Genomic DNA, 24,638 nt, shown 5'->3' on the forward strand with positions numbered 1-24,638 from the left:
CAACACGCGCGCCCGTAGCTCAGTTGGATAGAGCACGAGCCTTCTAAGCTTGGGGCCGCAGGTTCGAATCCTGCCGGGCGCGCCATTTCGGTTCAAAGGCACGAACGCCTAGCACCGCCGCCTCTACGCCAGAGGCGGCGGTTAGCGTTCGGAGCAGCTCGCTGCGCAGGCCGCGAATACGGACCTCTTTCCGGCTGACCACCTCGACCCGCTGGGCGACCGCCCGCACCTGATCGCGGGCGAAAGTGCCGTCGCCGTTCCGCAGCTTCTTTTTCAGGGCGGCTGCAAAGGCGCGCAGGCTCTCCGGCGTGATCGCCGGGCCGATCTTCACGATATGGGCAAGTGCGCGCTCAGAATCTCCCTTGGCCTGGTCGCGCGTCGCGGTCAGCTCGGCGATGCGATCCTTGAGCGACGGATCGCTTACGTCGATGACGCCATTCTCGATCGCGTCGTAAAGCCGCTTAAGCTTGGCTTCCGCCTCGGTCGCGCGTCGCTCAAGATCGACGACATGCTCGCGGCGCTGATTCACCCACTCGTCGCGGCGTTCGAGGATCTGATTCATCAGAGCTTCGAGCCGCGCCGGGTCGAGTAGCCGCGCTTCGAGATGATCGACCACGGCCTCATTAAGCCGATCCATAGGAACGGTGATGCCGGGACAGCCGGTGGCGCCCTGCCGCGCCTTCGTCGAACAGGTATAATAGCGATACTCGCGCCCGACGCTGCTGGTGCCGGTGCGCAGCGTCATCGCGCCGCCGCAGCACGCACAGAAGCAGATGCCGGTGAGCAGCGTCGGGCCGCCCACCGCCATCGGCGCCATCATCTTTGGGCTGCGCGCCTTGAGCGAGCGCTGGACCGCCTCAAACTCGGCTTCCGAGACGATCGCCGGCACTTCCATGACGGCGTGCTCGCTTTCCGGTTTCGGCGTCCTCGTCTTGTGATCGCGAGTGTTGAAGCGATGCTGGCCGATATAGGTCGTGCGGGTGAGCACCTGATGGACCGCGCCCAAACCCCAGCGCCCGCCGTCGCGGGTGCGGATGTTGTTCTCGTTGAGCCAGCTCGCGATGGCCTTGAGGCCCATCGGTCCCCGATTATCGACGCCGTTCAGCGCCATCCGGTAGATGCGCCGCACCGTCTCGGCCTGGATCGGGTCGATCTCCAGCTTCTTCTTGATCTTCGCGCCGCGCTCGCCGGCCGCAACCACGCGATAGCCGATCGGCGCCCGCGCGCCATTCCAGAAGCCTTGCCGGGCGTTCTCCTTCATCGCCCGCAACGTGTGCTTGCCGTTCTCCTTCGACTGATACTCGTCGAACAGCGTCATGATCTGGCGCATCATGATGCTCATCGGATCGTCGCCCAGGTCTTGCGTGATCGAGACGAGCTTCACCCCGTTCTTCGCGAGCTTGCGGACGTAGAACTCGAACTGAAACTGGTCGCGGAAGAACCGTGAGAAGCTGTGAACCACGATGACGGTGAACGTCGGCGGCTTGGTTATCGCCGCGTCGATCATGGCTTGAAAGGCAGGTCGGCGATCGTCGGTCGCGGTATTGCCCGGCTCGACGAACTCGGCCGCGACTTCCCAACCTCGCGCCAAGCAATAGCCTTCAATCTGGCGGCGTTGATCGGGAATCGACAGGTCGCTCTCGGCCTGCCGGCCGGTCGAAACGCGCAGGTAGAGCGCGGCACGGGCGGTCGCCACGACCGGCGCCTCATCCTCATCTCGTCGCGGGGCGGCGCCGGTCATCACGCTTCACTCCTCCCTTCACGGCAGCGGGCCGAACAGCTTATCCAGCTCTTGCCGCATATGGCCTTCGATCGCGCGCAGCTCGGCGTCGCCGATCGGAATCTGCTCCGGCCAGTCGTCGGTGACGACGATCGGCCCGTCATCCTCGCGCGGCCGACGCGAAGCCCGGCGCGGTGCAACGCAGTTGGTGTAGTCGTGCAGGTCATCCGGGCTTTCGGCCCAGCGACGAGGCGTGCGGCGACGGACTTTGCGAGGAAGGGCCATCTCGACACGCTGCCGCGTGTCCGCACCTCGCACAAAGGTTTCATCGCGGCGTAGCGCAGATAGGGACGTGCGGCGACGGGTGTCATGCTTCGCCCCACGGATCGACGACCGTTATCCCGCACTCGGCGAAGTCGCGCACATTGCGAGTCGCCAGTCGCGCGCCGCGTGAGCGCACGATAGCGGCGATTTGCGCGTCGATCTGACTGATCGGCTTGCCGCCCTGTTTCCGCCCGGCGGCAATCTCTGGATAGGCGCTGGCCGCGTCGGTATCAAACGGCAGCACGCGCCCGGCAAGATCGACGTCAAACATGGGGCGCGCGGCGGCTAGCAGGTCCTCGCGGCGGCGTCCCTCGGGAAGCAATGCCAGGCCGTAGAAGATTTCCGCTTGCGTCAGCGTTGTCGTGAATACGCCCGCCATCGGCTGCTCGGCGATCCACGCCATGACCCTCGGGTTAGGCTCGCGCCGCATAAGCTCGGAAATGACGTTTGTGTCGAGAACGATCATTGGCCGAAGTCCACCGCCCGGATAGGCTCGCGGGACAGTTCAGGCAGATCGACGCCGCCCAGCGCGCCGAACCTTTCATGGATGGCCTGCCCCAAATTGCGAGGCCGCGGGATTTCGGTCGAGAGCGCTGAACGCAGGATGTCCCGGGCCTCATCTTCCATCGACCGGCCGTGCATCGCAGCGCGCAGGCGCAGACGATTTTTGATCGCATCGTCGATGTTTCGGATCGTCATAACTGCCATACGCATCTCCATAAGTCATTGACTGCATATTAGGCGATGAAGCGAGAAATTGCAAGATTCAGGGGTGGCGCCTCCCTGCGGGACCGCCGCTCTATCTCCGCTGCGCTCCGACCGAGCCCCTAACGGGTCTCGTCCCTGCCGGGTGACGATCAACATGGCGGAATGGCGCTCGCGCGCCGTTCGGGCAATCCGCCGCGCGGATTGTAGTCGTTCCCGTCTGCGGAGATCGGGCCAGGGCTGCGCCGGCCCGATCGCCGTTGGTCGTTTCTCTCCCCGTCGATGGGGTGGGCGACGCTTCCCTCTAGGCCCGCCGCGCCGGGCCGCAACGCGCTGTTGGCGCGTCCTCCACTGCGTTGCGGTCCTGCGGATGCTGCCCGGCTCCGCCGGCGGGCCTGCCGGTCGCTTCTTCGCCGCCCACCCCATTCCGGGGTGAGTGTGGTTTTTAGGAGAAGTGTGATGAACGCTGTTACCGAAACCGTAGCCGCCGAGCCTGTGTCGGGCGTCGAAATCTTCGTGCCGCTCGCCAAGCTCAAGAAGTCCCCGCGCAATGCCCGCAAGGTGCCGCATGGGGAGGCCGCTATCGAGGCGCTGGCCGCTTCGATCCAGCATAAGGGGCTGATCCAGAATCTCGTCGTGGAGCCGGAAACCAAGGACGACGGGACGCCGACCGGCAATTATTTCGTTACCGCTGGCGAGGGCCGCAGGCTGGCGATGCTGCTGCGCGCCAAGCGCAAGCAGTGCAAGAAATCCGAACCGGTGCGCTGCTGGCTGGACACGCAGAACGACCCGTCGGAAATCAGCCTCGACGAAAACGTGACCCGGACCCCGATGCACCCCGCCGACCAGTTCGAGCGATTCCGCGAGCTTGCGGACGGCAAGGGCTGGGGCGCGGAAGAGATCGGCGCGCGGTTCGGCGTGTCGGCTGGCGTGGTAAAGCAGCGGCTTCGCCTTGGCGCTGTTAGCCCGAAGCTGTTGCAGGTCTATCGCGAAGATGGCCTGACCTTGGACCAGTTGATGGCCTTCGCCATTGCCGAGGACCATGCCCGGCAGGAGCAGGTGTTCGAGGGGCTGCATCACAACCGCGAGCCTTGGATCATCCGCCGCGAGATGACCGCCGCCAACGTGCCCGCCGATGATCGCCGCGCGGTGTTCGTCGGGGCCGACGCCTATGTCGAGGCGGGCGGCAACATCATCCGCGATTTGTTCAGCGAGGACCGGGGCGGGTTCTTCGAGGATGCGGGCTTGCTCGACATGCTCGCCATCGAGAAGCTGCGCGAGATCGCCGGGATCGTGCTGTCCGAGGGCTGGAAATGGGCCGAGGCGCATATCGACTATCCCCACGCCCACGGGATGCGGCGCTTTTATCCGCAGACCATCGCCCTGTCCGACGAGGACGAGGCGCGGTTGGAGGCGCTGTCCACCGAGCATGACGAGCTTGCCGAAGGCTATTCGTCCTATGACGAGATGCCCGAGGACGTGGCGGCGAAGCTGGAGGCGGTGTCCGACGAGATCGATGCTATTTCGGCCAAGCGTCATGCCTACGACGCCAACGTGATCGCGCATGGCGGCGTGTTCGTGGTGCTGAACCATGACGGCGTTCCTCGTCTCGAGCGCGGTTTCGCCCGGCCCGAAGACGAGGCGCTGGCCGATCCGCAGCCCGAGGGTGTGGGTGAAGCCATCGACCCGGAGGCCGTGGAGGACGAACAGGCCGAGGATGGCGACGAGGACGAACGGGAAATCGAGGAAGAGGACGAGGAACCGGGCAAGCCGATTTCCGACAGCCTCACCCGCGACCTGTCCGCCCACCGGACGCTGGCCTTGCGCGTTGCCCTTGGCGAGCGGCCCGATCTGGCTTTGATCGCCTTGACCCACACGCTCACGGCGCAACTTTTCTACAGCTACGCCGAGGCCGGTTGCCTTGAGGTTCGTCCGACCGTGACGCCGCTTAGCAGCCATGCGGATGGGATCGAGGATACCCCGCTTGCCGCAAAGGCGAACGAGGCCCGCGAGGTTTGGGCCGAGCGGATGCCGCGTGATGTGGCCGACCTGTGGGCCTTCATCGTCGGGCTGGACGACGAGAAGCGGCTGGCGCTGCTGGCGCATTGCGCGTCGCGCACCGTCAACGCCCTGCGTCTGCCGTGGGACCGCAAGCCCCGCTCGCTACAAACCGCGGATCGGCTGGCGACCGCGCTGGCGCTGGATGTGGCGAAGGATTGGACGCCGACCGTGGACAGCTACCTTGGCCGCGTCACCAAGGCGCATATCGTGGAGGCCGTAGCCGAAGGCGTGTCGGAGGACGCCGCCCGACGCATCGCGGACATGAAGAAGCCGGACATGGCGCAAGCCGCCGAGCAGCTTCTGGCTGGGAGCGGCTGGCTTCCCGCCATACTGCGGACGACCGAGCCGGAAGCGGAGGCCGCCGATGCCGGAGCGGAGGATGGCGAAGCGTCCTATGCCGTCGCTGCCGAATAGCGGCATTGGGCCGGGGCTGCGCAAGCGGTCCCGGCCTTTTCCTTCGACCGAAAATCGCGGCGGCGCGCTGGTTGCGCGCCGCCGCTTTTCCCATGGCGAAGCGGTCGATCAGGTAGCGGCCTGAAGTTCCAGCAGGGTGCGTGCGGCCGCCTCCAGACGGTTGGGCTGTCGGCCTTCCTTCATCATCACTTCGAAATAGCGGGTGGATCGAAGCATCGCATCGAGTGCGAAGGACAGCGCCTTGGGGATCTCCAATTCGAACGGACCCAGAATATTGGTCACGCCACCCTTGCCGTTTCTCTTCTTTAGGCCATCGAGGCTGTTGCTGGACAGATGGCCGTAGAAGGCGCTGACCAGCCGATATTCGAGATAGCCCGACCGCTTCGGCATGGTCTGGGCAATCTTCTTGACGCTGAGACTCTTCCTTTTGGCGAGCTTTGCGGCGTGATGCTCCTGACGCTTCAGCGACGCCGCGATGAGGGCGGCGTCCGTGGGATGCTCCTCGCGCAAGAGCAGCTCCCGCTGGATCGCGTTGTCGTGCTCGTCGATCTCCAGCGCTTCGAGCGCTTTAAGCGGATCGGTGGCGAGCAGGCTCAGCCAGAATCCCACTTCATAGATCGCTCGCACAGCGCCCGCCGCTTCAATGGCCATGCCGCGCTCGGCCAGCATGACAGAAGCCGCGAACGCGTTCATCGCACGCCCGTACATGCGCACCGCCGTTGGAGCCTGTGCGTTGGCCGGCCCGCCATTGCCGGCATCCTGATGTTCCTGGAAAAGCCAGGTGGCGTAACGATTGACGTCCCGCGCCAGCGCGAACCACGGCGCATAGTTCTCGATGTAGATCGTCCGCCAGTCCTCGATCAGGGGCGAGAGCAATCCTTCTTCTGCCAAGCCCTCGCGAGGGTCCCGGTCTTCCTGCTGGCTGCCGTGATTCGTCATCGCACCGGCGTAGCATCTTCGCGGGAATGATGAGCGTTGATCGCCTTTGCGCTCCGCGCCGTGTGCGACGGTCGTCGCGCCTGTCCTGCTATTCGTAGCCCGGCTGCCCAACGGCCTCTCCAATGGCTGGTCTGCCGGAGCCGCTCGCCTTCCCGCAAGGGCGGAGCGCCGCTTTTTTCCGCCGCCTGCGGCTTTGCATCGCGAAGCAAAAAAGCGGCGCTCCGCCTTCCTCCGCTTCGCTGTGGCCCTTCGGGTGCGCGGACGATCGTCCCCGGCCGACGAAACGCCATCGAGGCCGCGATGGGCGCGGTCCGAGCAAGCAGGAGATTACGAAATGGCTACCATCGGCACCTTTACCGCCAACGCCAAGGGCGAGTTCACCGGCGTCATCAAGACGCTCACCCTCAGCACCAAAGCCACCCTTCGCCCGGTTGAAAAGGACGGCGAGAAGTCCCCGGACTTCCGTATCAGCGCCGGAGCGATGGACATCGGCGCCGCCTGGAAGAAGACCAGCCGCGAAGGTCGCGACTACATCTCCGTCAAGCTGGATGATCCGAGCTTCCCGGCTCCCGTCTATGCCACTCTCTCGGAGTCCGAGACTTCCGGCGAATACGCGCTGATCTGGTCCCGTTGACGCGACGTAGCGCCCCGCTCGAACGGAGCGGGGCGCTTCTCTTGTCGCCATACCGTCACTAGCCGGGCAACGAATCGAACAGCGGCAGCGGCATCCGGCGTGGCTCGTGCAGCGCTCCAGCGTCATAAGGTGCGATCGTCACCCATTCGACCGCCCAATCCAGCGTCAGCTCGCTTGGACCGATCCGCGAGATGCCGGCTCCGTCCACCACGACCCGGAAATCGACGCGCTCTTCCTCGACTTCGAGGCGGCCTTCGATCAGCGAACCGTCACTCGCCGCTAGAAGGAAGCGCCCCTCCGCCTCGTCATATGGAACTCGCAGCGTCTTGGTGATGTCGCCAGCGACCGCGATGCGCTGGCCGGGCTGTCCTGTGATCGTGATGCTCATACCGACTCCTTGCGGCTCGTTTGGATCAAAACAAGAACAAATGGCAAGAACTGTTTGCTGGCGCCTTGGCCGGCGCGGTGCTTGGGGCGCTGCCCCCAGCGCCCTTCGGAGCGCTTCCGCCCAGCTTCCTCCACGCGCGAGCGCGTTCCGTGCAGCCGGTTCCCCGCGAAGCCGCCCACTCCGGTTGCACCCCCGGTCTCGCCGACGGGCAGGGTTTCAGCGCGGCGCTCCGCTGCGCGGAAACCCAAGCCCAAGGAGGTCAGAATGCACTATCAGCTTGCCACCCGGTTCGGCCGTAATGCCCATCAGATCAGCGGGCGGGAGCCGCTCGACAATGAGGCGCTCTATCGGCACGTCCCGTCGATCTTCGCCCGCGAGGCGCACGACAGCCGTTCGGACCGCTACGTCTATGTGCCGACCATCGACATCGTCGAGGGGCTGCGCCGGGAAGGATGGTTCCCGTTCTTCGCCGTTCAGTCGGTGCCGCGCGACGGCAGCCGCCACGGCCACGCCAAGCACATGCTGCGTCTGCGCCGGGACGAGGGCATCGGCAAGCCCGAGGCCGCCGAGGTCATCGTCGTCAACAGCCACGACGGGACCAGCGCCTATCAGATGTTCGCTGGCATGCTGCGCTTCGTCTGCACCAACAGCATGATCGCAGGCGAGCGCTTCGAGGAAGTCCGCGTGCCGCACAAGGGCAACATTCAGGACGACATCATCGAGGGCGTTTATACCGTTGCCGAGGATTTCCCCGGCTGATCGACGCCAGCGAAGCGATGAAGGCTGTTCGGCTGTCCGAGGACGAGCGCCGGTTGCTCGGCGAGGTGAGCTTGGTTGCCCGCTATGGCGAGGACGAAAGCCCGTTGCGGCCCGAACAGATCATCGAGCCGCGCCGCCGCGAGGACGTTGGCGACAGCCTGTGGACCACGTTCAACGTCATTCAGGAGAATGTCGTTCGGGGCGGTTTGCAGGGTCGCAAGCGCAACGCCGAGGGTCGCATACGCCGCGCACAGACTCGCGCCATCAACGGCATCGACCAGAACGTGACGCTCAACCGCGCGCTCTGGACGCTGGCCGAGGGGATGCAGCGCCTCAAGGCCGCCTGACCATCCGCCACCGCAGGGCCGGAGCTCCGGCCCTGCGGCTTCGCCGTTCTGCGCCGATCTGCTGCGCCAGATCGGCAGCGGCCGCGCGTCCCAAGGTTCGCGCGGCCGCAATCGCGCTCGCCGGGCTGGCGCCCGGCTCGCGCTCGAGTTCGGCGAAGCTAGTCAGTCTCGGACGGGTCGACTTCGGCCACCAGATCGGCGGGCGTGACGCCAAGCGCCGAGGCCAGGTGAAACAAGGTGACAACAGTCGGGTTACGTCGGCCCCGCTCCAGATCGCTGACATATTGCTGCGTAAAGCCCGACGTCTCCGCAAAGCGCTCCTGGGTAAAGCCCTTATCCTTTCTCAGCCTGGCAAAGTTCAATCCCACGAGGCGGCGCATGTCCATGCGCGGCAAACTGGACGATACACCCTATGCGGTTTATCTCATATAAGGTGTATCGTCTTACGGGCGCTCACCATCGCGGCGATAGGTGCACTGAACGATGCGGGACTTGCGCATAACCGAAGGACGGATTTGGTCTAGGTTGGTTAACCGGGGGACATGACGGGGCACGCCATGAGCAGATGTCAATTCGAGGACCGCGTGCCGGAGGCGGCGCAACTCACACCATACGACGAAAGCCACCTTGCCGACTATCTGCGCCTCCTCGATGCCGATGCCGAAGGGGCGGATTGGCGTCAGGCGGCTGCGTCGGTGTTCGGCATCGACGTGACTGCCGAACCCGATCGGGCGAAGGCGATGCATGAGAGCCATCTTGCGCGCGCAAGGTGGATGACGGAGATCGGCTACGCGCATCTGCTCGGCTGCGAACAGCCGTTAAAAGGTTAGGATTTCAGCAGATTCGGCAGCAATTCATTGCTGACTCAGCCGCGCAGCCGACATGGCTGCGCGCAATGTTCGCGCTATCGCGGCGAAGCGACGCCGCTGATGCTCCATCCACCGAAATCCGCGCGGAGCGCGGTTGGGAGGATGAAATGCCGACGCCGCCTGGGCGTCGCCAGCGACGCGCCGGCGGTCTGTCCGACGCGCTCGGGCGCGCCGACATAGCCGCCGAGTTTCTTCGACGAAACCGCACCTATCGCGCCGAATATACGCAGATGCAGCAGCGCATCGCGAGCGGCGCCGTCGCGAAGAACGCCGCCGAGTCGGCGTTCGCGCGGCGCTGGGGGTTATCCTTTCGCCACGGCGCCCGATGACCTGACCGACCCCATCATCTGGCGTCCGGAACTGTCCGCCGTGACGGTCATTCTCGACGCGGCCCCGGACGGATTTGCGAGCGCTCAGCCGGTCGATCCGCACTCGCTCGGCGCGCTTCTCGCGGACCTGGCGGGGATCGACGGGCGCCACGTCATCGTCGCCGACGCAGCCGGCGAGCATCGGTTATGGCTGCGTGACCCGACCCCCGGCCGACCGCTCGCCGCTATCGTCCCGCTCGACCGGGACTTCGTTACCCGCATCGCCAGCCTGTTGCGCTTCCATCGCCGGTTGCTCGGCCGGGAGGCCGGACCGTTGCCGCGCGGCTGGCCGCTCACACCCTATCGCTTAGCCCGCCTAAACCTGATCCTCCGCGCCCTTGATTTGCGTGATGGTGGTGCAACCTATCGCCAGATCGCGGTCGAGCTGGGGCGCGAGGACGCGACCAAGCTCTCCGCGAGCGACTGGAAAATGTCAGCGTCCCGGTCGTTTGTGGTTCGGCTGGTCCGTGATGGCATCGCCATGATGAAAGGCGACTACCGCAAGCTGCTCCGCATCCGCTGAAACGCCCACCCGGGCACCCAGTTGCGGGGGGTGGTCACATCCGCGCAGCCGCACATCTTCATACCCCACCCGGCCGCTTCCATTCTGACAATTACGCCTCCTGCCGCCAACGTCCGCAGGAGCCGTCACTTGTCCGATACGCCCACCAACTTACCGCCCCGCTTCCTGCGCACGCCGGAAGCCGCACGCTTCCTTGGCCTTTCTGGCCGCACGCTGGAGAAGCACCGCTACTTCGGCACCGGCCCCGCCTACCGCCGGATCGGCGGTCGCGTCGTCTATTCGGTCGATGACCTGCGGGCCTGGGCCGACATCGGCATCAAGCACTCGACCTCCGATCCGGGTCAGGACGACCTCATGCCGCGCGCGGATTCGGCCATCGCCCGGAGCCGGCGATGACCGTCCCGCCGTCACCCATGCGTCACCGCCAGCCGTCCGACGACGGCATGACTCGCGTTGAACTGACCTGGATCGAGAAGCGGATCGAGCACTGGATCAGATTCGGCCGCGTCGCCGCCGACGAGATCGTCGATCGCCGCCGCCGCATCGTCCGCTTCCGGCCTGGCGCGATCTTCGCCTTCGTCCGCTGGGCGGCGAACGACTACGGCACGGTCAGCTCGCGCATCGACATCGTGCGCGCGGTCGACGCGGACGAGCCGTTCACGACGCTTCCGTTCGTGCGACCGGGCGGAGAAATCCTGCTCAAGATCGAGGGCTGGCCCAAAGTCAGTCAGGTTCTCGCCGCGATCGACGCGGCGGAGGCCGCGGGCGTCGATCCGTGCGACGCCGCACCGGATCACTGGCGACACGTCGCCAACCGCATCGCCGCCGGACATCAGCCGCGCCCCTATACGCTGGAGCGTCATCGCGCCTGGCTCAAACGCCGGGAGATCGAAGGATGACGCGCCGTGGATGGACCATCGCGACGACAGCCGCCGCGTCGCTGTTCGCCGTGTCGTTCACCGCCGTTGCGGTGCTTGACCCGCTGCCGCGCCTCATCTGGAACGCCAGCGCCAGCGCACCGCTCGGCCTCTACCGGATAGAGCCGGAACGCGATCCACCAGTCGGCGCGCTGGTCGCCGTCACGCCGCCCGAGCGGCTCGGCCAATGGCTGGCCGAGCGCGGCTATCTCGGCGAGGACGTACCGCTCTTGAAGCACGTCTCCGCCAAGGCCGGGCAGCGCGTGTGTCGGATCGGCGTGACGGTCAGCGTTGATGGACGGGCGGTTGCCGTCGCCGTGATCCGTGACCGGATCGGCCGTCCGCTGCCCGCGTGGCAAGGTTGCCGCACGCTCGCAGCAGGCGAGCTGCTGCTGCTCAATCCCGATCATCCCGACAGCCTGGACGGGCGCTACTTCGGGCCGCTGCCGGCCTCGACCGTGCTCGGCCGCGCGATCCCGATCCTCACCCGCGACGACCCCGAAGCGCCGCTGACGTGGCGTGCCGCCCGGTCCTGACCCGCATCCAACCCGCCAAACGAAAGGACATTCCCATGCAGATCGGCAGCTTTTTCCGCACCGCCAACGGCTATGAAGGCATCATCGAGACAGCGACGCTCGACATCCGCATCTCGATCGTTCCCGCCGACCCGACCGACGCCGAAAGGGCGCCGGACTGGCGCGTCCACCGCGGCGACGGGGGTGAAGGCCCCGAGATCGGCGCCGGATGGAACGAGACCGGCGAGCGCGCTGGCGATTACGTCTCGCTGCGCATCGACGACCCCGCGTTCGCGCAACCGATCCGCGCCGCGCTGTTCCAGAGCGCGAACGACAAATCGGCCTGGTCGCTGCGCTGGAACCGCCAGCCGAAGTCGCGCGAGCAGGACTGATCCGGTGCGCTTCCCCATCATCCCTTTGTTCGCGGGAAAGCCGTCTCATCCCTCCGTCCCGCTCGGTCGCAGGCCGGCCGGAGCGCGCAGCGAAGGTCAAGGGCGGCCGAAGGCCGGCGCTTCGCGCGCACCCTTTACCGCAGCGAGCACGCTGGCAGGCTGGCGGCGAAGCGGAGTCGGATCGGCCATATTGCTTACCGCCGTCCTGCTGTCCGGGGGCGCTGCGCCGGGAGCTGGTTGGGCGCAAGAAGCGCCCGTTGCCGCCCCGGCCGCTGCACATCCCTATGCCGGTCATGTCGCCGACGCCGCGCGGCGGTTCGGGATTCCCGAAGCGTGGATATGGGCGGTCATGCGCGTCGAAAGCCGGGGCAATTCGCGCGCCGTCTCGCGGGCTGGCGCGATGGGACTGATGCAGATCATGCCCGCGACCTGGGCGGGGCTGCGCGCCCGTTACGGTCTCGGCCCGGACCCGTTTGACGTGCGTGACAACATCATGGCGGGTGCGGCTTATCTGCGCGAGATGCACGACCGCTACGGCAACGCGAGCGCGATGTTGGCGGCCTATAATGCCGGACCGGGGCGTTACGACGACTATGTATCGCGAGGCCGTCCGCTGCCCGCCGAGACGGTCAGCTACCTCGCCCAGCTTACAGCCGTAGTCCGCGCGCGGGGAGCGGCCGAAACAGCGGTGAGTGCGCCGCCGGACCGCTTCGCGTGGCGTCGTGCGGCGCTATTCGTCCGCATTACCGGCAGCGGGTCCGCGCCGTCCGCCGCGCAATCGGACGACACATCCGATGCGCCGGGATCGGTCGTGGCGCGCGCCACCGAAGCGCAAGAGAGTGCGGCTTCTTCGTCACCGGACACGCAGGCGGATACGTTGTTCGTCCCCCGCGCCCGCGCGGGCCGACAGCAATGATCGGCGCTCGCTCCCGATCGGCCGCCGGATTCGAGAAGGGAACCGGGAGGGCAGGAAACAGGGGGGAAGTGCGAGGGCAAGATATAAGCCGCACCCCGTTTCGCGGAAAAGCCGGGGCTTTTCCGTGGCTTCACATGGGGGCGTCGGTCGGCGCGCGTGCCGCGCGGAAGGGAAAAGTCAGTAAAAACAGCGCGTCGAATGGCACCATAGGCCAATTTCGGCCGAAAGCGGTCTGGCCGTGAGCAAGGACAGCGATTTCCGCGTCCGGCCCGGCAAGGCCAAGCGCAGCAAGGCGCAGGGCCGCAATGCGCGCGGCCTGGTGGCCGAGGTGCTACGGGTTGCCGCGATCCATAGCGGCGGGCGGCGCAGCGGCGGCGCGTCGCGCCGGGGTGGTCAGTCCAGTTTCGGCCGGGGGCGCACGGCGTTCGCGCGCAACCGCCTGTTCGGTTCTGGCCGGCGCGTCATCGTCAAGATGCTGCCCGTCGCCACCCGAGGCCGTGGCGGGCGACGTATGGCGCCGCTGTCCGCGCACATCGCCTATCTGAAGCGCGAAGGCGTCACTCGCGACGGCTCGTCCACGCGCATGTTCGATGAACATGGCGACCGTGCCGACGATCGCGGTTTCGCCGAGCGGTGCAAGGATGACCGGCATCACTTCCGGGTCATCGTGTCGCCCGAGGACGCAGCCGAGTTGACCGACCTTCGCGAATATACCCGCGACCTCGTTCGCCAGATGGAGTCGGACCTGGGGACGCGGCTGGATTGGGTCGCGGTCGATCATTGGAACACCGACAATCCGCACGTCCATCTGCTCGTGCGCGGCGTCAACGACCAGGGCGGCGACCTCGTCATCTCCCGCGACTACATCAGCCACAACCTGCGCTCGCGCGCCGAGGAGCTGGCGTTCGCCGAGCTGGGGCCGAAGCCTGAACATGAGGTGCAACGTGCGCTGGACCGCGAGGTGACGGCCGAGCGCTGGACGCGGCTCGACGGCGAGATCGGACGCGCCGCCGACGAGCTGGGCGTGATCGACCTGCGCGCCGAGCGGCCCGGCCCGGACGACCCGCGTCTTCGCCGGCTGATGGTCGGGCGGTTGCAGCATCTGGAAACGATGGGACTCGCGGCCGAAGGGGAGCCGGGACGATGGGCGGTCGCCGAAGGCGCGGCGGCGAAGCTGCGCGACCTGGGGACGCGCGGCGACATCATCCGCACGATCGGCGCGGCGCTTAAAGAGCGCGGGCAGGATCGGCCGCTCGACAGCTATGCCGTCGTCAGCGGCGCTCCCGAGAAGCCGATCGCCGGCCGGCTCATCGACAAGGGATTGCACGACGAGCTGGCCGGCACCGCCTATGCCGTGATCGACGGCACGGATGGCCGCACCCACCATGTCCGCCTGCCCGGCATCGAGGCGCTCGAGCATAGCCCGAAGCTCGGTGGCATCGTCGAGCTTCGGGCGATCGGACGACCCGGCGAGGATAAGCCGACGCTGGTGCTCGCCACCCGCTCGGACCTCGACCTTGCCGCGCAGGTCAAGGCGCCTGGCGCGACCTGGCTGGACCATCGCTTGATCGAGCGCGGCGCCGGCGTGGTGGACGGCGGGTTCGGCGCCGAGGTGCGCCGCGCGATGGACGCGCGCACCGATCATCTCGTCAAGGAAGGGCTGGCGCGTCGCTACGGCGAACGCACCGTGTTCGAACGCGGGCTGCTCGACACGCTGCGCAAGCGCGAGCTGGATTCGGTCGGCGCGAAGATCGCCGGCGAGACCGGGCTTGCCTACCGCCCCGCCGCAGGCGGCGAGAAGATCATCGGCGTCGTCCGCCAGCGGCTTGCGCTCGCGTCCGGCCGTTTCGCCATGCTCGACGACGGCCTTGGTTTCCGGCTCGTGCCTTGGGCCAGCACCCTCGAACAGCAGCTCGGCCGGCAGGTATCCGGCGTCGTGCACGCCGGTGGCGGCATCGACTGGACGCTGGGCCGCAAGCGCGACCTCGGCCTGTAACCCCGAAAGGAAAATCCATGTCCGCGACCAAGATATTGTGGGGTCAGGTCATCACCGTGTTCCTGATCGTCCTCGCCGCCGTGTGGGGTGCAACCCAATGGACGGCCGCCGCGCTCGCATACCAGCCGGAGCTTGGCCCGCCGTGGTTCATGGCCTTCGGCTACCGCATCTATCCGCCGCCCGCTTTCTTCTGGTGGTGGTTCAGCTTCGATGCCTATGCGCCCGACATCTTCAAGACCGGCGCGTTCATCGCCGCCTCGGGCGGATTCGTGTCGATCGCCGTCGCCATTGGTATGTCGGTGTGGCGCGCGCGCGAACTGAAGAACGCCGAGACCTATGGCTCGGCGCGCTGGGCAACCGAGCGGGAGGTTCGCAGCGCTGGGCTGCTGGGGCCGAACGGCGTCGTCCTCGGCAAGCTCGCGCGCGACTATCTGCGCCATGATGGGCCTGAGCATGTGCTGTGCTTCGCCCCGACACGGAGCGGCAAGGGCGTCGGCTTGGTTGTGCCGTCGCTTTTGACCTGGCCCGCGTCGGCAATCGTCCACGACATCAAGGGCGAGAACTGGACGCTGACCGCGGGCTTTCGCGCCCGGCACGGCCGCGTGCTGCTGTTCGATCCGACCAACGCGGCGTCGGCCGCCTACAATCCGTTGCTCGAAGTGCGGCGCGGACAGTGGGAGGTGCGCGACGTGCAGAATGTCGCCGATGTGCTGGTCGATCCCGAAGGCTCGCTGGAGCGCCGAAACCATTGGGAGAAGACCTCCCATTCGCTGCTGGTCGGTGCGATCCTTCATGTCCTCTATGCCGAGCCGGATAAGACGCTGGCGGGCGTTGCGGGATTCCTGTCGGACCCATCGCGCACGATCGAGCAGACGCTGGCCGCGATGATGGCGACGCCGCACCTCGGCGAAGCCGGCGTCCATCCCGTTGTCGCCAGCGCCGCGCGCGAGCTGCTGAACAAGTCGGACAACGAACGATCCGGCGTGCTCAGCACCGCGATGTCGTTCCTCGGCCTCTATCGTGATCCCGTCGTGGCGCAGGTCACGCGCGCCTGTCATTGGCGCATATCGGATCTGGTCGAGGGCGATCGGCCGGCGACGCTCTATCTGGTCGTGCCGCCCAGCGACATATCGCGCACCAAGCCGCTCATTCGGCTCATCCTCAACCAGATCGGTCGCCGCTTGACCGAGGAGCTGACGCCGAACGGCAACCGCCATCGCGTGCTCTTGATGCTCGACGAGTTTCCGGCGCTCGGCCGCCTCGACTTCTTCGAGTCCGCTTTGGCCTTCATGGCTGGCTATGGTCTCAAGGCATTCCTGATCGCGCAGTCTCTCAACCAGATCGAGAAGGCTTACGGCCCGAACAACGCGATCCTCGACAATTGCCATGTGCGCGTGAGCTTCGCCACCAACGACGAGCGCACCGCCAAGCGCGTGTCGGATGCGCTCGGCACCGCGACCGAAATGCGGGCGATGAAGAACTACGCGGGCCACAGGCTTTCGCCCTGGCTCGGGCATCTGATGGTGTCGCGGTCAGAGACCGCGCGCCAGCTCCTCACGCCGGGCGAGGTGATGCAGCTCCCGCCCGATGACGAGATCGTCATGGTGGCGGGCGTCCATCCGATCCGGGCGAAGAAGGTCCGCTACTACCGCGACGCCCGGTTCGCCGAGCGGATCATGTCCGCACCCACCCCGGACGCCGGCCAGGTGCGGCCCGATGACTGGACGGGCCGCGCCGTCGTCGCCGATCCCGCCGCCGTGGCGCGGATCGTCCGTTCGGCAGAGGACGCGGCCAACAGTGGATTGCGCCGCGAACCCGAACTGCCGGAGCATGTCGCCATCGCGTCGGAGACTCCGCCGCCGCCCGCGCAGGAGTTTGCGATCGTGGACGACGAACCCGAAGATGCTGCGCGGCAGGCGGCCGCCGTGCGGCGCCGGATGCAGGGGCTCGCGCGGCAGGCGTCGCTCGACCCCGGCGACGGTATCGAGCTGTAGGCGGCGATCATGCGTGTCCGGCTCAATGTCTATTTTCCGCCCGCGCTCGCCAAACAAGTCGACGAGCTGGCGATACGGCGTCGAATCTCACGCTCCGCAATCGTGGAGGCGGCGGTGGCGTCCTACCTGTCGCCCGATGGTGCCGATCGTATGGAGGCGGCGTTCGCTCGCCGGCTCGACCGGCTGTCGCGCCAAGTGCAACGGTTGGAGCGGAACACCGGGCTCTCGACCGAGGCGCTGGCGCTGTTCGTCCGCTTCTGGCTGTCCGTGACGCCGCCGCTGCCCGATGAGGATCAGGCCGCAGCGCAGGTGAAGGGACGCAAGCGCTACGAAGGGTTCATCGAAACGCTCGGCCGGCGCTATGCGAGCGGTAAGAGCCTGATGGACGAAATTCCCGAGGATATATGGCCGCAGAATCAAACTGATTCGGAATAGTCGGCTCCATGCACGGCGTGGTGACAATCGGCTGATCCGCCCCACGCAAGTATATACCGCCGCCTCTACTACGCCCTCAACTAACTGTTGCAGCGGCTGAATTTCTGGCTCTCTTGATGTGCTCCTGACACCGGGCGGCGGTTCGCCCGGTCCATTGCAGGGGCCATGTCTTGACCGTCCACCCGATCCGATCCGAGGCGAGATCACGCGGCGCGCGGATGCTGCGCACGGCGCTCGGGCCGTCAATCGCGGCCTGGCTCGACGATCCCGCCGTCATCGAAGTGATGCTAAACCCGGACGGCCGATTGTGGCTCGATCGGCTCGGCGAAGGAATCAGCGACACGGGTGAGCTGCTGAGCGCCGCCGATGGCGAGCGCATCGTCCGCCTGGTCGCACACCATGTCGGCGTCGAGGTTCATGCCCGTAGCCCGCGCGTGTCGGCCGAGCTGCCGGAAGGAGGCGAGCGGTTCGAGGGGCTCTTGCCCCCGGTAGTAGCCGCGCCTGCCTTCGCGATCCGCAAACCCGCCGTCGCGGTGTTCACGCTCGATGACTATTCGGTGGCCGGCATCATGTCGGCGGCTCAATCTGAGACGCTGCGGCACGGTGTCGAAACTCGTGCCAACATTCTTGTCGCGGGAGGGACCGGGAGCGGCAAGACCACGCTGGTCAACGCGCTGTTGGCCGAAGTCGCCAAAACCGGCGACCGCATCGTCCTGATCGAAGACACGCGCGAGCTGCAATGCGCCGCGCCGAACCTCGTCGCCATGCGGACCAAGGATGGCGTCGTTTCGCTGTCCGATCTCGTCCGGTCCTCGCTGCGGCTGCGCCCCGATCGCATTCCCATCGGCGAGGTGCGCGGCGCCGAGGCGCTCGACCTCCTCAAAGCCTGGGGCACCGGACATCCCGGCGGGATCGGCACTATCCACGCCGGAACCGCGCTCGGCGCGCTGCGCCGCATGGAGCAGCTCATTCAGGAGGCCGTCGTGACGGTCCCCCGCGCGCTGCTGGCCGAGACCATCGACCTCATCGCTGTGCTGGTCCGCGACGGACACGGCCGCCGGCTCGCCGAACTGGCCCGTGTCGACGGGCTCGACCCTGCGACCGGCGACTACCGCCTCATCCCGCTTTCCCAATCCCAGCCAGGAGACCTGCCATGATCCATGCCTTCCGGCGTGGCGCACGCCGCGCCATGCTCGCCGCCACCGCCAGCGTCGTCGCGCTGACCTTCGCCGTCCCGGCCCATGCCGGCGGTTCGTCGATGCCGTGGGAAGCCCCGCTCCAGTCGATCCTCGAAAGCATCGAGGGGCCGGTGGCGAAGATCGTGGCGGTCATCATCATCATCGTGACCGGCCTAACGCTCGCGTTCGGCGACACGTCGGGCGGCTTCCGTCGGCTGATCCAGATCGTGTTCGGTCTGTCGATCGCCTTCGCCGCCAGCTCCTTCTTCCTGAGCTTCTTCAGCTTCGGCGGCGGGGCGCTGGTCTGATGCTGGACGCTGCCGAGCCGATCACGGGCTTTTACGCCCCCGTCCACCGGGCGCTGACCGAGCCGATATTGCTCGGCGGCGCACCGCGCTCGCTCGCCATCGTCAACGGGACGCTGGCGGGCGCGATCGGCCTCGGCCTGCGCCTCTGGATCGCTGGCCTGGTCATCTGGGCGATCGGCCATGCGCTGTCCGTCTGGGCCGCTCGCCGCGACCCGCAATTCGTGGACGTGGCCCGGCGCCACCTCCGTTACCCAAGCTGGATGCGGCCATGATGAACTTGCGCGAATACCGTGGGCAAGCGGCACACCTTGCCGACTTCCTGCCCTGGGCCGCGCTGGTCGGTGAAGGTGTCGTGCTCAACAAGGACGGTTCGTTCCAGCGCACCGCCCGGTTCCGCGGCCCCGATCTTGACAGCGCGACGCCGGCCGAACTGGTGGCAACGACCTCGCGGCTCAACAATTCGCTTCGCCGGCTCGGTTCGGGCTGGGCGATCTTCGTCGAAGCGCAGCGGACGCCCGCGCTCGACTATCCTGAGGACGATTTCCCCGATCCCGTGTCGGCGCTGGTCGATATGGAACGGCGGGAACAGTTCCGCGAGGAAGGCGCGCATTTCGAGAGCGCCTATTATCTGACGCTGCTGTGGATGCCGCCAGCCGCGGAAGCCGCGCGGGCTGAAGGCTGGCTCTACGAGGGCCGCTCCACCACCGGCGTCGATCCGTGGGAGCTGCTCAAAGGCTTCACCGATCGCAGCGACCGCGTGCTGAACCTGGTCGAAGGCTTCATGCCCGAGGTCCGCTGGCTCGATGACGCCGAAACGCTGACCTACCTGCACAGCACGATTTCAACACGGCTCCAGCGCGTGCGCGTGCCGGAAACCCCGATGCACCTGGATGCCTTGCTGGCGGACGAGCCGCTCACCGGCGGGCTGGAGCCGCGCCTGGGCGACCATCATCTCCGCACGCTGACGATCGTTGGATTTCCGAGCGTCACCTTTCCCGGCCTGCTCGACGAGCTGAACCGGCTCGCCTTCGAGTATCGCTGGTCCACCCGCGCGATCATGCTCGACAAGACCGACGCGACCAAGCTGCTCACGCGTATCCGCCGCCAATGGTTCGCGAAGCGCAAGTCGGTCGCGGCCATCTTGAAAGAAGTGATGACGAACGAGGCGAGCACGCTGCTCGACAGCGACGCCTCGAACAAGGCGGCCGACGCCGACACCGCCTTGCAGGAGCTGGGCGCCGACTATGCCGGCATGGCCTATGTCACCGCCAGCGTGACGGTGTGGGACCGCGATCCGGCCATCGCCGGCGAGAAGCTGCGGCTGGTCGAGAAGGTCATCCAGGGCCGCGACTTCACCGTCATTCCAGAGGGCATGAACGCGATCGAGGCATGGCTGGGGAGCCTGCCCGGCCACATCTACGCCAACGTCCGCCAGCCCCCGATTTCCACCATCAATCTCGCCCACCTGATCCCCCTGTCAGCGGTATGGGCGGGGCCGGAACGGGACGAGCATTTCGGCGCTCCCCCCTTGCTTTACGGCAAGACCGAAGGCTCGACCCCGTTCCGGTTTTCCCTTCACGTCGGCGATGTCGGCCACACGCTGATCGTCGGCCCGACCGGCGCTGGCAAATCGGTGTTGCTCGCGCTGATGGCGATGCAGTTCCGCCGCTACGAGAATGCGCAGGTTTTCGCCTTCGACTTCGGCGGCAGCATCCGCGCCGCCGCGATCGGCATGGGCGGCGACTGGCAGGATCTCGGCGGGATGCTCGCCGACGAGACCGGCGACGGCGTGCAGCTCCAGCCGCTCGCACATATCGACGATCCGGCCGAGCGCGCCTGGGCGGCGGAATGGCTGGCGGCGATCCTTGGCAGCGAAGGCGTCGCGGTCGATCCGCAGGCGAAGGAGCATCTGTGGTCGGCGCTCGGGTCGCTGGCGTCGGCGCCAGTCGCGGAGCGGACCCTGACCGGGCTTGCCGTGCTGCTCCAGAGTCAGCAGCTCAAGCAGGCGCTCGCGCCATATTGCATCGGCGGGACGTGGGGCCGGCTGCTCGACGCCGAGGCCGAACGGATCGGCGAAGCCGACGTGCAGGCATTCGAGACCGAGGGCCTGGTCGGCGCAGGATCGGCGGCTGCGGTGCTGTCCTACCTGTTCCACCGTATCGGTGATCGGCTGGACGGCTCGCCGACTCTCCTCATCATCGACGAGGGCTGGCTGGTTCTGGACAGCCCGGACTTCGCGGCCCAACTCCGCGAGTGGTTGAAGACGCTGCGCAAGAAGAACGCCAGCGTTGTCTTCGCCACGCAGAGCCTCGCCGACATCGAGACGAGTGACATCGCGCCGGCCATCATCGAGAGCTGCCCGACGCGCATCTTCCTCCCCAACGAGCGCGCGGCCGAACCGCAGATCGCCGCGATCTACGAGCGGTTCGGTCTCAATGCGCGCCAGATCGAGATACTGAGCCGGGCGACGCCGAAGCGCGACTATTACTGCCAGTCGCGGCGCGGCAACCGCCTCTTCGAGCTGGGACTTGGGGAGGTCGCGCTGGCGTTCGCCGGCGCCTCCGCCAAGACCGATCAGCTCGCCATCGCCGACATCATCGAGGCGCGGGGCCAGTCCGGCTTTGCGGCCGAATGGCTGCGGCGCCGCGGCTGCGCCTGGGCGGTCGAGCTTCTTCCCGAACCCCAACCCTATCCGCTGGCCGGCCGCCGGGAAGATACCGGCCAGCTTCCCCTAGCCTTGAAGGACATCGAACCATGAAGCCCTCCATCCTGCGCCGCGCCGTGCTGGCCGGCGCCATCGCCACGTCGAGCACGATCGGCATCACCGCCGCGACACCGGCGCACGCCCAATTCGGCGGGATCGTCTATGACCCGACGAACTACGCGCAGAACGTGCTGACGGCGGCCCGGTCGCTCCAGCAGATCAACAACCAAATTCAGCAAATCCAGCAAGCAGCGACGAGCCTCACCAACGAGGCGCGCAATCTCGCCTCGCTGCCTTTCAGTTCGCTCCAGCAGCTCCAACAGCAGGTGCAGCGCACACAGCAGCTTCTCGGCGAGGCGCAGCGGATCGCTTACGACGTGCAGAACGTCCAGCAGGCGTTCAACGGCCGCTACAGGGGCGCCGCGCTCACCGGCACCCACGCGCAGATGGTCGCCAACGCCAATGCGCGCTGGAAGGATAGCGTCGGCGCGTTCGAGGACGCGCTGCGCGTTCAGGCCGGCGTCGTCGGCAATATCGACGGCACGCGCACGGCGATGAACGGCCTCGTTTCGTCGAGCCAGTCCGCGACCGGCGCCCTTCAGGCCGCGCAGGCCGGCAACCAGCTTCTCGCCCTGCAATCGCAGCAGATCGCCGATCTCACGGCCTTGGTCGCGGCGCAGGGCCGCGCGCAGGCGCTGAATGCGGCTCGCCATACGGCGGCGGAGGAGGAAGGGCGTGAGCGGCGTCGGCGCTTCCTGACGCCATCCACCGGCTATCAGCCGGGCAACGCCCGCATGTTCCGCGACTGACGCCCGTGGACAGCAAGCTCCTCGCTCGGATCGGTGCAATCGTGTTCGTCGCCATCGCAATCACGATGACGGCGATCGAAATGGCGCGCGCACCCGAGCCGATGCCCGAGGCGCCGGGGTCCGTCGCCGAAACCCCGGCGACGGACCCGCTGCTGATCGAACTGCGCCGTTGCCAGTCACTCGGACAGGCCGGCGCGAGCGATCCCGATTGCCTCCGCGCATGGGCGGAAAATCGCCGCCGCTTCCTCGCGCCTGGTGCGCGTCCCGCCGCCCGCATCGCCGATGGGGCGAACCCGCAGGAGAACTGACATGGGCGGCACCGGCGTCGTCGATCGCTTTCTGGATGTCTTCACCCGCTACATTGACAGCGGGTTCGGTCTGCTCGGCGGCGAGGTGGCGTTCATCGCCACGACGCTGATCGTCATCGACGTGACGCTTGCCGCGCTGTTTTGGACGTGGGGCGAGGGCGACGACATCCTTGCGAGGCTTATCAAAAAGACCCTGTTCGTCGGCGTCTTCGCCTACATCATCGGCAACTGGAACAGCCTGGCGCGGATCGTCTTCGAGAGCTTCGCCGGCCTTGGATTGAAAGCGTCCGGCACCGGCTTCACGGCCGCCGAGCTGCTCCAGCCGGGCCGCGTCGCTCAGGTCGGCCTTGAGGCGGGTCAGCCCATCCTCGAATCCATCTCCGACCTGATGGGTTGGATCGCCTTCTTCGAGAATTTCATCCAGATCGCGTGCCTGCTGTTCGCTTGGGTGCTGGTCATCCTCGCCTTCTTCATCCTGGCTATCCAGCTTTTCATCACGCTGATCGAGTTCAAGCTGGCGACGCTGGCCGGCTTCGTGCTGATCCCGTTCGGCCTATTCGGCAAGACCGCCTTCATGGCCGAGCGCGTGCTGGGGCTGGTCATCTCGTCGGGCGTCAAGGTGCTGGTGCTCGCCGTCATCGTCGGCATCGGCTCCACCCTGTTCGACGAGTTCCGCGCCGGCTTTGGCGGCGCGCAGCCGACCATCGAGGATGCGATGGCGGTCGCGCTTGCCTCGCTCTGTCTGCTCGGCCTTGGCATCTTCGGCCCGTCGATCGCCAACGGCATCGTCTCAGGCGGTCCCGCACTTGGCGCTGGCGCCGCGGCCGGGACCGCACTCGCCGCCGGGGGCGCGCTGGTCGGTGGCGCTGCCGCCGCTCGCCTCGGTGCCGGCGCAGTCGCCGGTGCGGTTGGCGGCGCGGCCCGTGGCGCGGCGTTCACCTCCGGCGCAGCAAACAGCGCCTACGCGCTCGGCTCTGCCGGAAAGACCGGCGCAGCCGCCGCAGCGGGTGGCGCGGCCGGCGTCGGGCGGGCGGCCGTAGGCGCCGCGCTTTCGCCGCTCAGAAAAGCCGCCGGGTCACTCAAGGACAGCTACCGCTCCGGCGGACGCGCCGCCGTCACCGCCACGGGCGGCACGATTTCTGGCGGCGGCGCAGCGCCCGCGCCGGAGGCGTCCGGTGGCCCGCCGACCTGGGCCACCGCCATGAAGCGCCGCCAAACCATGACCCACGGCGCGACGGTCGCCGCCCATACGCTGCGCTCCGGCGACGGCGGCGGCGGCGGCGCGTCGGTCGATGTCAGCCAGAAGGATTGATCCATGTTCAAACGCCCCACCCTCCGCTACGGCCAGACGCCGGAACCGACGACCCCTTACCAGCGCGCCGCGCAAGCCTGGGACGACCGGATCGGATCGTCCCGCGTGCAGGCGAAGAACTGGCGCGTCGCCTTCTTCGGCGCGTTGGCGCTTTCTGGCGGCCTGACCGCCGGCCTCATCTGGCAATCGGCGCGCGGCCATATCGTCCCCTGGGTCGTGCAGGTCGATCGGCTCGGTGAAGCGCAGGCGGTCGCGCCGGCCGAGGCCGGCTATCGCCCGACCGATCCACAAATCGCGTTCCACCTCGCGCGCTTCATCGAGCAGGTTCGCTCGATCCCGGCCGACCCCGTGATCGTCCGCCAGAACTGGCTCCGCGCTTATGACTTCACCACCGATCGCGGCGCGGCGGCGCTCAACGACTATGCGCGCGCCAACGATCCCTTCGCCAATGTCGGAAGGGTGCAGGTCGCGGTGGACGTGTCGAGCGTCATCCGGGCTTCGCCCGACAGCTTCCGCGTCGCCTGGACCGAACGCCGCTATCAAGACGGCAGCCTCGCCACGACCGAGCGCTGGTCCGCGATCCTTACCGTCGTCGTGCAGCCCCCGCGCACGCCCGACGCCCTGCGCAAGAATCCGCTCGGCGTCTTCGTCAATGCCCTCAACTGGTCAAAGGAGCTGTCGCAATGACCGTCAGTCCACATCGCCGTGCCGCATCGGCGGCGCTGCTCGTTTCCGCCACCGCGCTCGCCGGATGCGCCACCACATCGGCGCGGTCTCCAGCCATCACCTATGACGATCCCCCG

Annotated in this window: 28 protein-coding genes, 1 tRNA gene and 2 pseudogenes; 24 read left to right on the forward strand and 7 right to left on the reverse strand. The window is 67.1% G+C overall.

The genetic code is table 11. From position 1 onward, the window contains the following. The first annotated feature begins 8 nt into the window (after positions 1-8). Together LRS12_RS04170 and LRS12_RS04175 are read left to right on the forward strand one after the other, a co-directional pair. A tRNA-Arg gene (locus tag LRS12_RS04170) sits at positions 9-85 on the forward strand. Positions 86-334: 249 nt separating this feature from the next. Beyond that, complete coding sequence (locus LRS12_RS04175) at positions 335-592, forward strand: hypothetical protein (RefSeq protein WP_257843459.1); 258 nt, start codon at positions 335-337, stop codon at positions 590-592. 69 nt (positions 593-661) lie between these two features. Here LRS12_RS04175 and LRS12_RS04180 read toward each other — a convergent pair. The 4 genes and pseudogenes from LRS12_RS04180 to LRS12_RS04195 form a co-directional block, all read right to left on the reverse strand. Next, positions 662-1,741: pseudogene (locus tag LRS12_RS04180) on the reverse strand (recombinase family protein); the annotation flags it as partial. An 18-nt stretch (positions 1,742-1,759) separates the two neighbouring features. Beyond that, positions 1,760-2,005 (reverse strand): hypothetical protein, encoded by a 246-nt coding sequence (locus LRS12_RS04185; RefSeq protein WP_257843460.1) that lies wholly within the window; start codon positions 2,003-2,005, stop codon positions 1,760-1,762. Positions 2,006-2,087: 82 nt separating this feature from the next. Beyond that, entirely contained in the window at positions 2,088-2,510 is a 423-nt protein-coding gene (locus tag LRS12_RS04190) for a type II toxin-antitoxin system VapC family toxin (protein ID WP_257843461.1), read from the reverse strand. Beyond that, the gene (locus LRS12_RS04195) at positions 2,507-2,752 is read right to left on the reverse strand and encodes a plasmid stabilization protein (RefSeq protein WP_257843462.1); all 246 of its coding nucleotides are present in this window, start codon (positions 2,750-2,752) and stop codon (positions 2,507-2,509) included. Before LRS12_RS04195 ends, LRS12_RS04190 begins: the two co-directional genes overlap by 4 nt. Before the next feature lie 456 nt (positions 2,753-3,208). Here LRS12_RS04195 and LRS12_RS04200 point away from each other — a divergent pair, with 456 nt between their 5' ends. After that, positions 3,209-5,224 carry a ParB/RepB/Spo0J family partition protein gene (locus tag LRS12_RS04200; protein ID WP_257843464.1) on the forward strand — a complete coding sequence of 672 codons (2,016 nt, stop codon included), beginning with the start codon at positions 3,209-3,211 and terminating at the stop codon, positions 5,222-5,224. Positions 5,225-5,332: 108 nt separating this feature from the next. Here the strand turns inward: LRS12_RS04200 and LRS12_RS04205 are convergent, their stop codons facing one another. Next, positions 5,333-6,163: a DUF5677 domain-containing protein gene (locus LRS12_RS04205; RefSeq protein ID WP_257843465.1), complete on the reverse strand. Its 831-nt coding sequence runs from the start codon at positions 6,161-6,163 to the stop codon at positions 5,333-5,335. Positions 6,164-6,497: 334 nt separating this feature from the next. On the opposite strand from LRS12_RS04205, the gene LRS12_RS04210 reads away from it, so the two are divergent. After that, positions 6,498-6,797 carry a DUF736 domain-containing protein gene (locus LRS12_RS04210; RefSeq protein ID WP_257843466.1) on the forward strand — a complete coding sequence of 100 codons (300 nt, stop codon included), beginning with the start codon at positions 6,498-6,500 and terminating at the stop codon, positions 6,795-6,797. A 58-nt stretch (positions 6,798-6,855) separates the two neighbouring features. On the opposite strand, the gene LRS12_RS04215 is transcribed toward LRS12_RS04210, so the two are convergent. Continuing rightward, complete coding sequence (locus LRS12_RS04215) at positions 6,856-7,185, reverse strand: hypothetical protein (protein ID WP_257843467.1); 330 nt, start codon at positions 7,183-7,185, stop codon at positions 6,856-6,858. A gap of 264 nt (positions 7,186-7,449) precedes the next feature. Here LRS12_RS04215 and LRS12_RS04220 point away from each other — a divergent pair. After that, positions 7,450-8,291 (forward strand): annotated as a pseudogene (locus tag LRS12_RS04220) (DUF932 domain-containing protein). A gap of 158 nt (positions 8,292-8,449) precedes the next feature. Here the strand turns inward: LRS12_RS04220 and LRS12_RS04225 are convergent. Beyond that, on the reverse strand, positions 8,450-8,677 hold the full coding sequence (locus LRS12_RS04225; protein ID WP_053555789.1) for a helix-turn-helix domain-containing protein: 228 nt from the start codon (positions 8,675-8,677) through the stop codon (positions 8,450-8,452). A gap of 171 nt (positions 8,678-8,848) precedes the next feature. Here LRS12_RS04225 and LRS12_RS04230 point away from each other — a divergent pair, with 171 nt between their 5' ends. From LRS12_RS04230 to trbF, 19 genes are all read left to right on the forward strand, one after another. Further along, positions 8,849-9,121 (forward strand): DNA -binding domain-containing protein, encoded by a 273-nt coding sequence (locus LRS12_RS04230; RefSeq protein WP_053555788.1) that lies wholly within the window; start codon positions 8,849-8,851, stop codon positions 9,119-9,121. A gap of 146 nt (positions 9,122-9,267) precedes the next feature. Beyond that, a complete protein-coding gene (locus tag LRS12_RS04235) occupies positions 9,268-9,489 on the forward strand; it encodes a transcriptional regulator domain-containing protein (RefSeq protein WP_141383962.1) in 222 nt (73 codons plus the stop codon). A 40-nt stretch (positions 9,490-9,529) separates the two neighbouring features. After that, positions 9,530-10,051 (forward strand): DUF2285 domain-containing protein, encoded by a 522-nt coding sequence (locus tag LRS12_RS04240; protein ID WP_257843468.1) that lies wholly within the window; start codon positions 9,530-9,532, stop codon positions 10,049-10,051. Positions 10,052-10,180: 129 nt separating this feature from the next. Then, positions 10,181-10,447, forward strand: a complete 267-nt coding sequence (locus tag LRS12_RS04245; protein ID WP_015459426.1) for an AlpA family transcriptional regulator — start codon at positions 10,181-10,183, stop codon at positions 10,445-10,447. Further along, the gene (locus LRS12_RS04250) at positions 10,444-10,950 is read left to right on the forward strand and encodes a DUF2840 domain-containing protein (protein WP_141383961.1); all 507 of its coding nucleotides are present in this window, start codon (positions 10,444-10,446) and stop codon (positions 10,948-10,950) included. Before LRS12_RS04245 ends, LRS12_RS04250 begins: the two co-directional genes overlap by 4 nt. Continuing rightward, entirely contained in the window at positions 10,947-11,504 is a 558-nt protein-coding gene (locus LRS12_RS04255; protein WP_257843472.1) for a S26 family signal peptidase, read from the forward strand. The genes LRS12_RS04250 and LRS12_RS04255 overlap by 4 nt, the downstream gene beginning before the upstream one ends. A 35-nt stretch (positions 11,505-11,539) precedes the next feature. Further along, entirely contained in the window at positions 11,540-11,875 is a 336-nt protein-coding gene (locus LRS12_RS04260; RefSeq protein ID WP_257843474.1) for a DUF736 domain-containing protein, read from the forward strand. Between the two features lie 4 nt (positions 11,876-11,879). Then, a complete protein-coding gene (locus LRS12_RS04265) occupies positions 11,880-12,791 on the forward strand; it encodes a lytic transglycosylase domain-containing protein (RefSeq protein ID WP_374580286.1) in 912 nt (303 codons plus the stop codon). 238 nt (positions 12,792-13,029) lie between these two features. Further along, positions 13,030-14,787, forward strand: coding sequence for a DUF3363 domain-containing protein (locus tag LRS12_RS04270; protein ID WP_257843476.1), 1,758 nt, complete (start codon positions 13,030-13,032; stop codon positions 14,785-14,787). A 17-nt stretch (positions 14,788-14,804) separates the two neighbouring features. Next, positions 14,805-16,781 carry a conjugal transfer protein TraG gene (locus tag LRS12_RS04275; protein ID WP_257843479.1) on the forward strand — a complete coding sequence of 659 codons (1,977 nt, stop codon included), beginning with the start codon at positions 14,805-14,807 and terminating at the stop codon, positions 16,779-16,781. Positions 16,782-16,790: 9 nt separating this feature from the next. Continuing rightward, positions 16,791-17,216 carry a CopG family transcriptional regulator gene (locus LRS12_RS04280; protein WP_257843480.1) on the forward strand — a complete coding sequence of 142 codons (426 nt, stop codon included), beginning with the start codon at positions 16,791-16,793 and terminating at the stop codon, positions 17,214-17,216. A 170-nt stretch (positions 17,217-17,386) separates the two neighbouring features. Further along, a complete protein-coding gene (gene trbB, locus LRS12_RS04285) occupies positions 17,387-18,373 on the forward strand; it encodes a P-type conjugative transfer ATPase TrbB (protein WP_257843482.1) in 987 nt (328 codons plus the stop codon). Next, a complete protein-coding gene (locus LRS12_RS04290; protein WP_141383954.1) occupies positions 18,370-18,702 on the forward strand; it encodes a TrbC/VirB2 family protein in 333 nt (110 codons plus the stop codon). Before trbB ends, LRS12_RS04290 begins: the two co-directional genes overlap by 4 nt. Continuing rightward, complete coding sequence (locus tag LRS12_RS04295) at positions 18,702-18,974, forward strand: VirB3 family type IV secretion system protein (protein WP_257843484.1); 273 nt, start codon at positions 18,702-18,704, stop codon at positions 18,972-18,974. Before LRS12_RS04290 ends, LRS12_RS04295 begins: the two co-directional genes overlap by 1 nt. After that, positions 18,971-21,460 carry a conjugal transfer protein TrbE gene (gene trbE / locus LRS12_RS04300; RefSeq protein WP_257843485.1) on the forward strand — a complete coding sequence of 830 codons (2,490 nt, stop codon included), beginning with the start codon at positions 18,971-18,973 and terminating at the stop codon, positions 21,458-21,460. The genes LRS12_RS04295 and trbE overlap by 4 nt, the downstream gene beginning before the upstream one ends. After that, complete coding sequence (trbJ, locus tag LRS12_RS04305) at positions 21,457-22,215, forward strand: P-type conjugative transfer protein TrbJ (protein WP_257843486.1); 759 nt, start codon at positions 21,457-21,459, stop codon at positions 22,213-22,215. Before trbE ends, trbJ begins: the two co-directional genes overlap by 4 nt. A gap of 5 nt (positions 22,216-22,220) precedes the next feature. Beyond that, positions 22,221-22,523 carry a putative entry exclusion protein TrbK-alt gene (gene trbK-alt / locus LRS12_RS04310; RefSeq protein ID WP_141383950.1) on the forward strand — a complete coding sequence of 101 codons (303 nt, stop codon included), beginning with the start codon at positions 22,221-22,223 and terminating at the stop codon, positions 22,521-22,523. A gap of 1 nt (position 22,524) precedes the next feature. Then, positions 22,525-23,835, forward strand: a complete 1,311-nt coding sequence (trbL, locus tag LRS12_RS04315; protein WP_257843487.1) for a P-type conjugative transfer protein TrbL — start codon at positions 22,525-22,527, stop codon at positions 23,833-23,835. A 3-nt stretch (positions 23,836-23,838) separates the two neighbouring features. Beyond that, positions 23,839-24,522, forward strand: coding sequence for a conjugal transfer protein TrbF (gene trbF, locus LRS12_RS04320; protein WP_257843488.1), 684 nt, complete (start codon positions 23,839-23,841; stop codon positions 24,520-24,522). The last annotated feature ends 116 nt before the right edge of the window (positions 24,523-24,638 follow it).

Origin of the sequence: Sphingomonas sp. J344 (assembly GCF_024700005.1) — a bacterium.
GTDB lineage: Bacteria > Pseudomonadota > Alphaproteobacteria > Sphingomonadales > Sphingomonadaceae > Sphingomonas.

Excerpts from the sequence above, each read along its gene's own strand:
- LRS12_RS04205 (WP_257843465.1), bottom strand. The coding sequence starts at position 6,163 with ATGACGAATCACGGCAGCCAGCAGGAAGACCGGGACCCTCGCGAGGGC.
- LRS12_RS04200 (WP_257843464.1), top strand. The coding sequence starts at position 3,209 with ATGAACGCTGTTACCGAAACCGTAGCCGCCGAGCCTGTGTCGGGCGTC.
- LRS12_RS04225 (WP_053555789.1), bottom strand. The coding sequence starts at position 8,677 with ATGGACATGCGCCGCCTCGTGGGATTGAACTTTGCCAGGCTGAGAAAG.
- LRS12_RS04275 (WP_257843479.1), top strand. The coding sequence starts at position 14,805 with ATGTCCGCGACCAAGATATTGTGGGGTCAGGTCATCACCGTGTTCCTG.
- trbL (WP_257843487.1), top strand. The coding sequence starts at position 22,525 with ATGGGCGGCACCGGCGTCGTCGATCGCTTTCTGGATGTCTTCACCCGC.
- LRS12_RS04280 (WP_257843480.1), top strand. The coding sequence starts at position 16,791 with ATGCGTGTCCGGCTCAATGTCTATTTTCCGCCCGCGCTCGCCAAACAA.
- LRS12_RS04210 (WP_257843466.1), top strand. The coding sequence starts at position 6,498 with ATGGCTACCATCGGCACCTTTACCGCCAACGCCAAGGGCGAGTTCACC.
- trbJ (WP_257843486.1), top strand. The coding sequence starts at position 21,457 with ATGAAGCCCTCCATCCTGCGCCGCGCCGTGCTGGCCGGCGCCATCGCC.
- LRS12_RS04185 (WP_257843460.1), bottom strand. The coding sequence starts at position 2,005 with ATGGCCCTTCCTCGCAAAGTCCGTCGCCGCACGCCTCGTCGCTGGGCC.
- LRS12_RS04190 (WP_257843461.1), bottom strand. The coding sequence starts at position 2,510 with ATGATCGTTCTCGACACAAACGTCATTTCCGAGCTTATGCGGCGCGAG.
- LRS12_RS04255 (WP_257843472.1), top strand. The coding sequence starts at position 10,947 with ATGACGCGCCGTGGATGGACCATCGCGACGACAGCCGCCGCGTCGCTG.
- trbF (WP_257843488.1), top strand. The coding sequence starts at position 23,839 with ATGTTCAAACGCCCCACCCTCCGCTACGGCCAGACGCCGGAACCGACG.
- LRS12_RS04230 (WP_053555788.1), top strand. The coding sequence starts at position 8,849 with ATGAGCAGATGTCAATTCGAGGACCGCGTGCCGGAGGCGGCGCAACTC.
- LRS12_RS04260 (WP_257843474.1), top strand. The coding sequence starts at position 11,540 with ATGCAGATCGGCAGCTTTTTCCGCACCGCCAACGGCTATGAAGGCATC.
- LRS12_RS04235 (WP_141383962.1), top strand. The coding sequence starts at position 9,268 with ATGCCGACGCCGCCTGGGCGTCGCCAGCGACGCGCCGGCGGTCTGTCC.
- LRS12_RS04175 (WP_257843459.1), top strand. The coding sequence starts at position 335 with ATGGGCAAGTGCGCGCTCAGAATCTCCCTTGGCCTGGTCGCGCGTCGC.
- LRS12_RS04195 (WP_257843462.1), bottom strand. The coding sequence starts at position 2,752 with ATGGCAGTTATGACGATCCGAAACATCGACGATGCGATCAAAAATCGT.
- trbE (WP_257843485.1), top strand. The coding sequence starts at position 18,971 with ATGATGAACTTGCGCGAATACCGTGGGCAAGCGGCACACCTTGCCGAC.
- LRS12_RS04215 (WP_257843467.1), bottom strand. The coding sequence starts at position 7,185 with ATGAGCATCACGATCACAGGACAGCCCGGCCAGCGCATCGCGGTCGCT.
- LRS12_RS04250 (WP_141383961.1), top strand. The coding sequence starts at position 10,444 with ATGACCGTCCCGCCGTCACCCATGCGTCACCGCCAGCCGTCCGACGAC.
- LRS12_RS04295 (WP_257843484.1), top strand. The coding sequence starts at position 18,702 with ATGCTGGACGCTGCCGAGCCGATCACGGGCTTTTACGCCCCCGTCCAC.
- LRS12_RS04290 (WP_141383954.1), top strand. The coding sequence starts at position 18,370 with ATGATCCATGCCTTCCGGCGTGGCGCACGCCGCGCCATGCTCGCCGCC.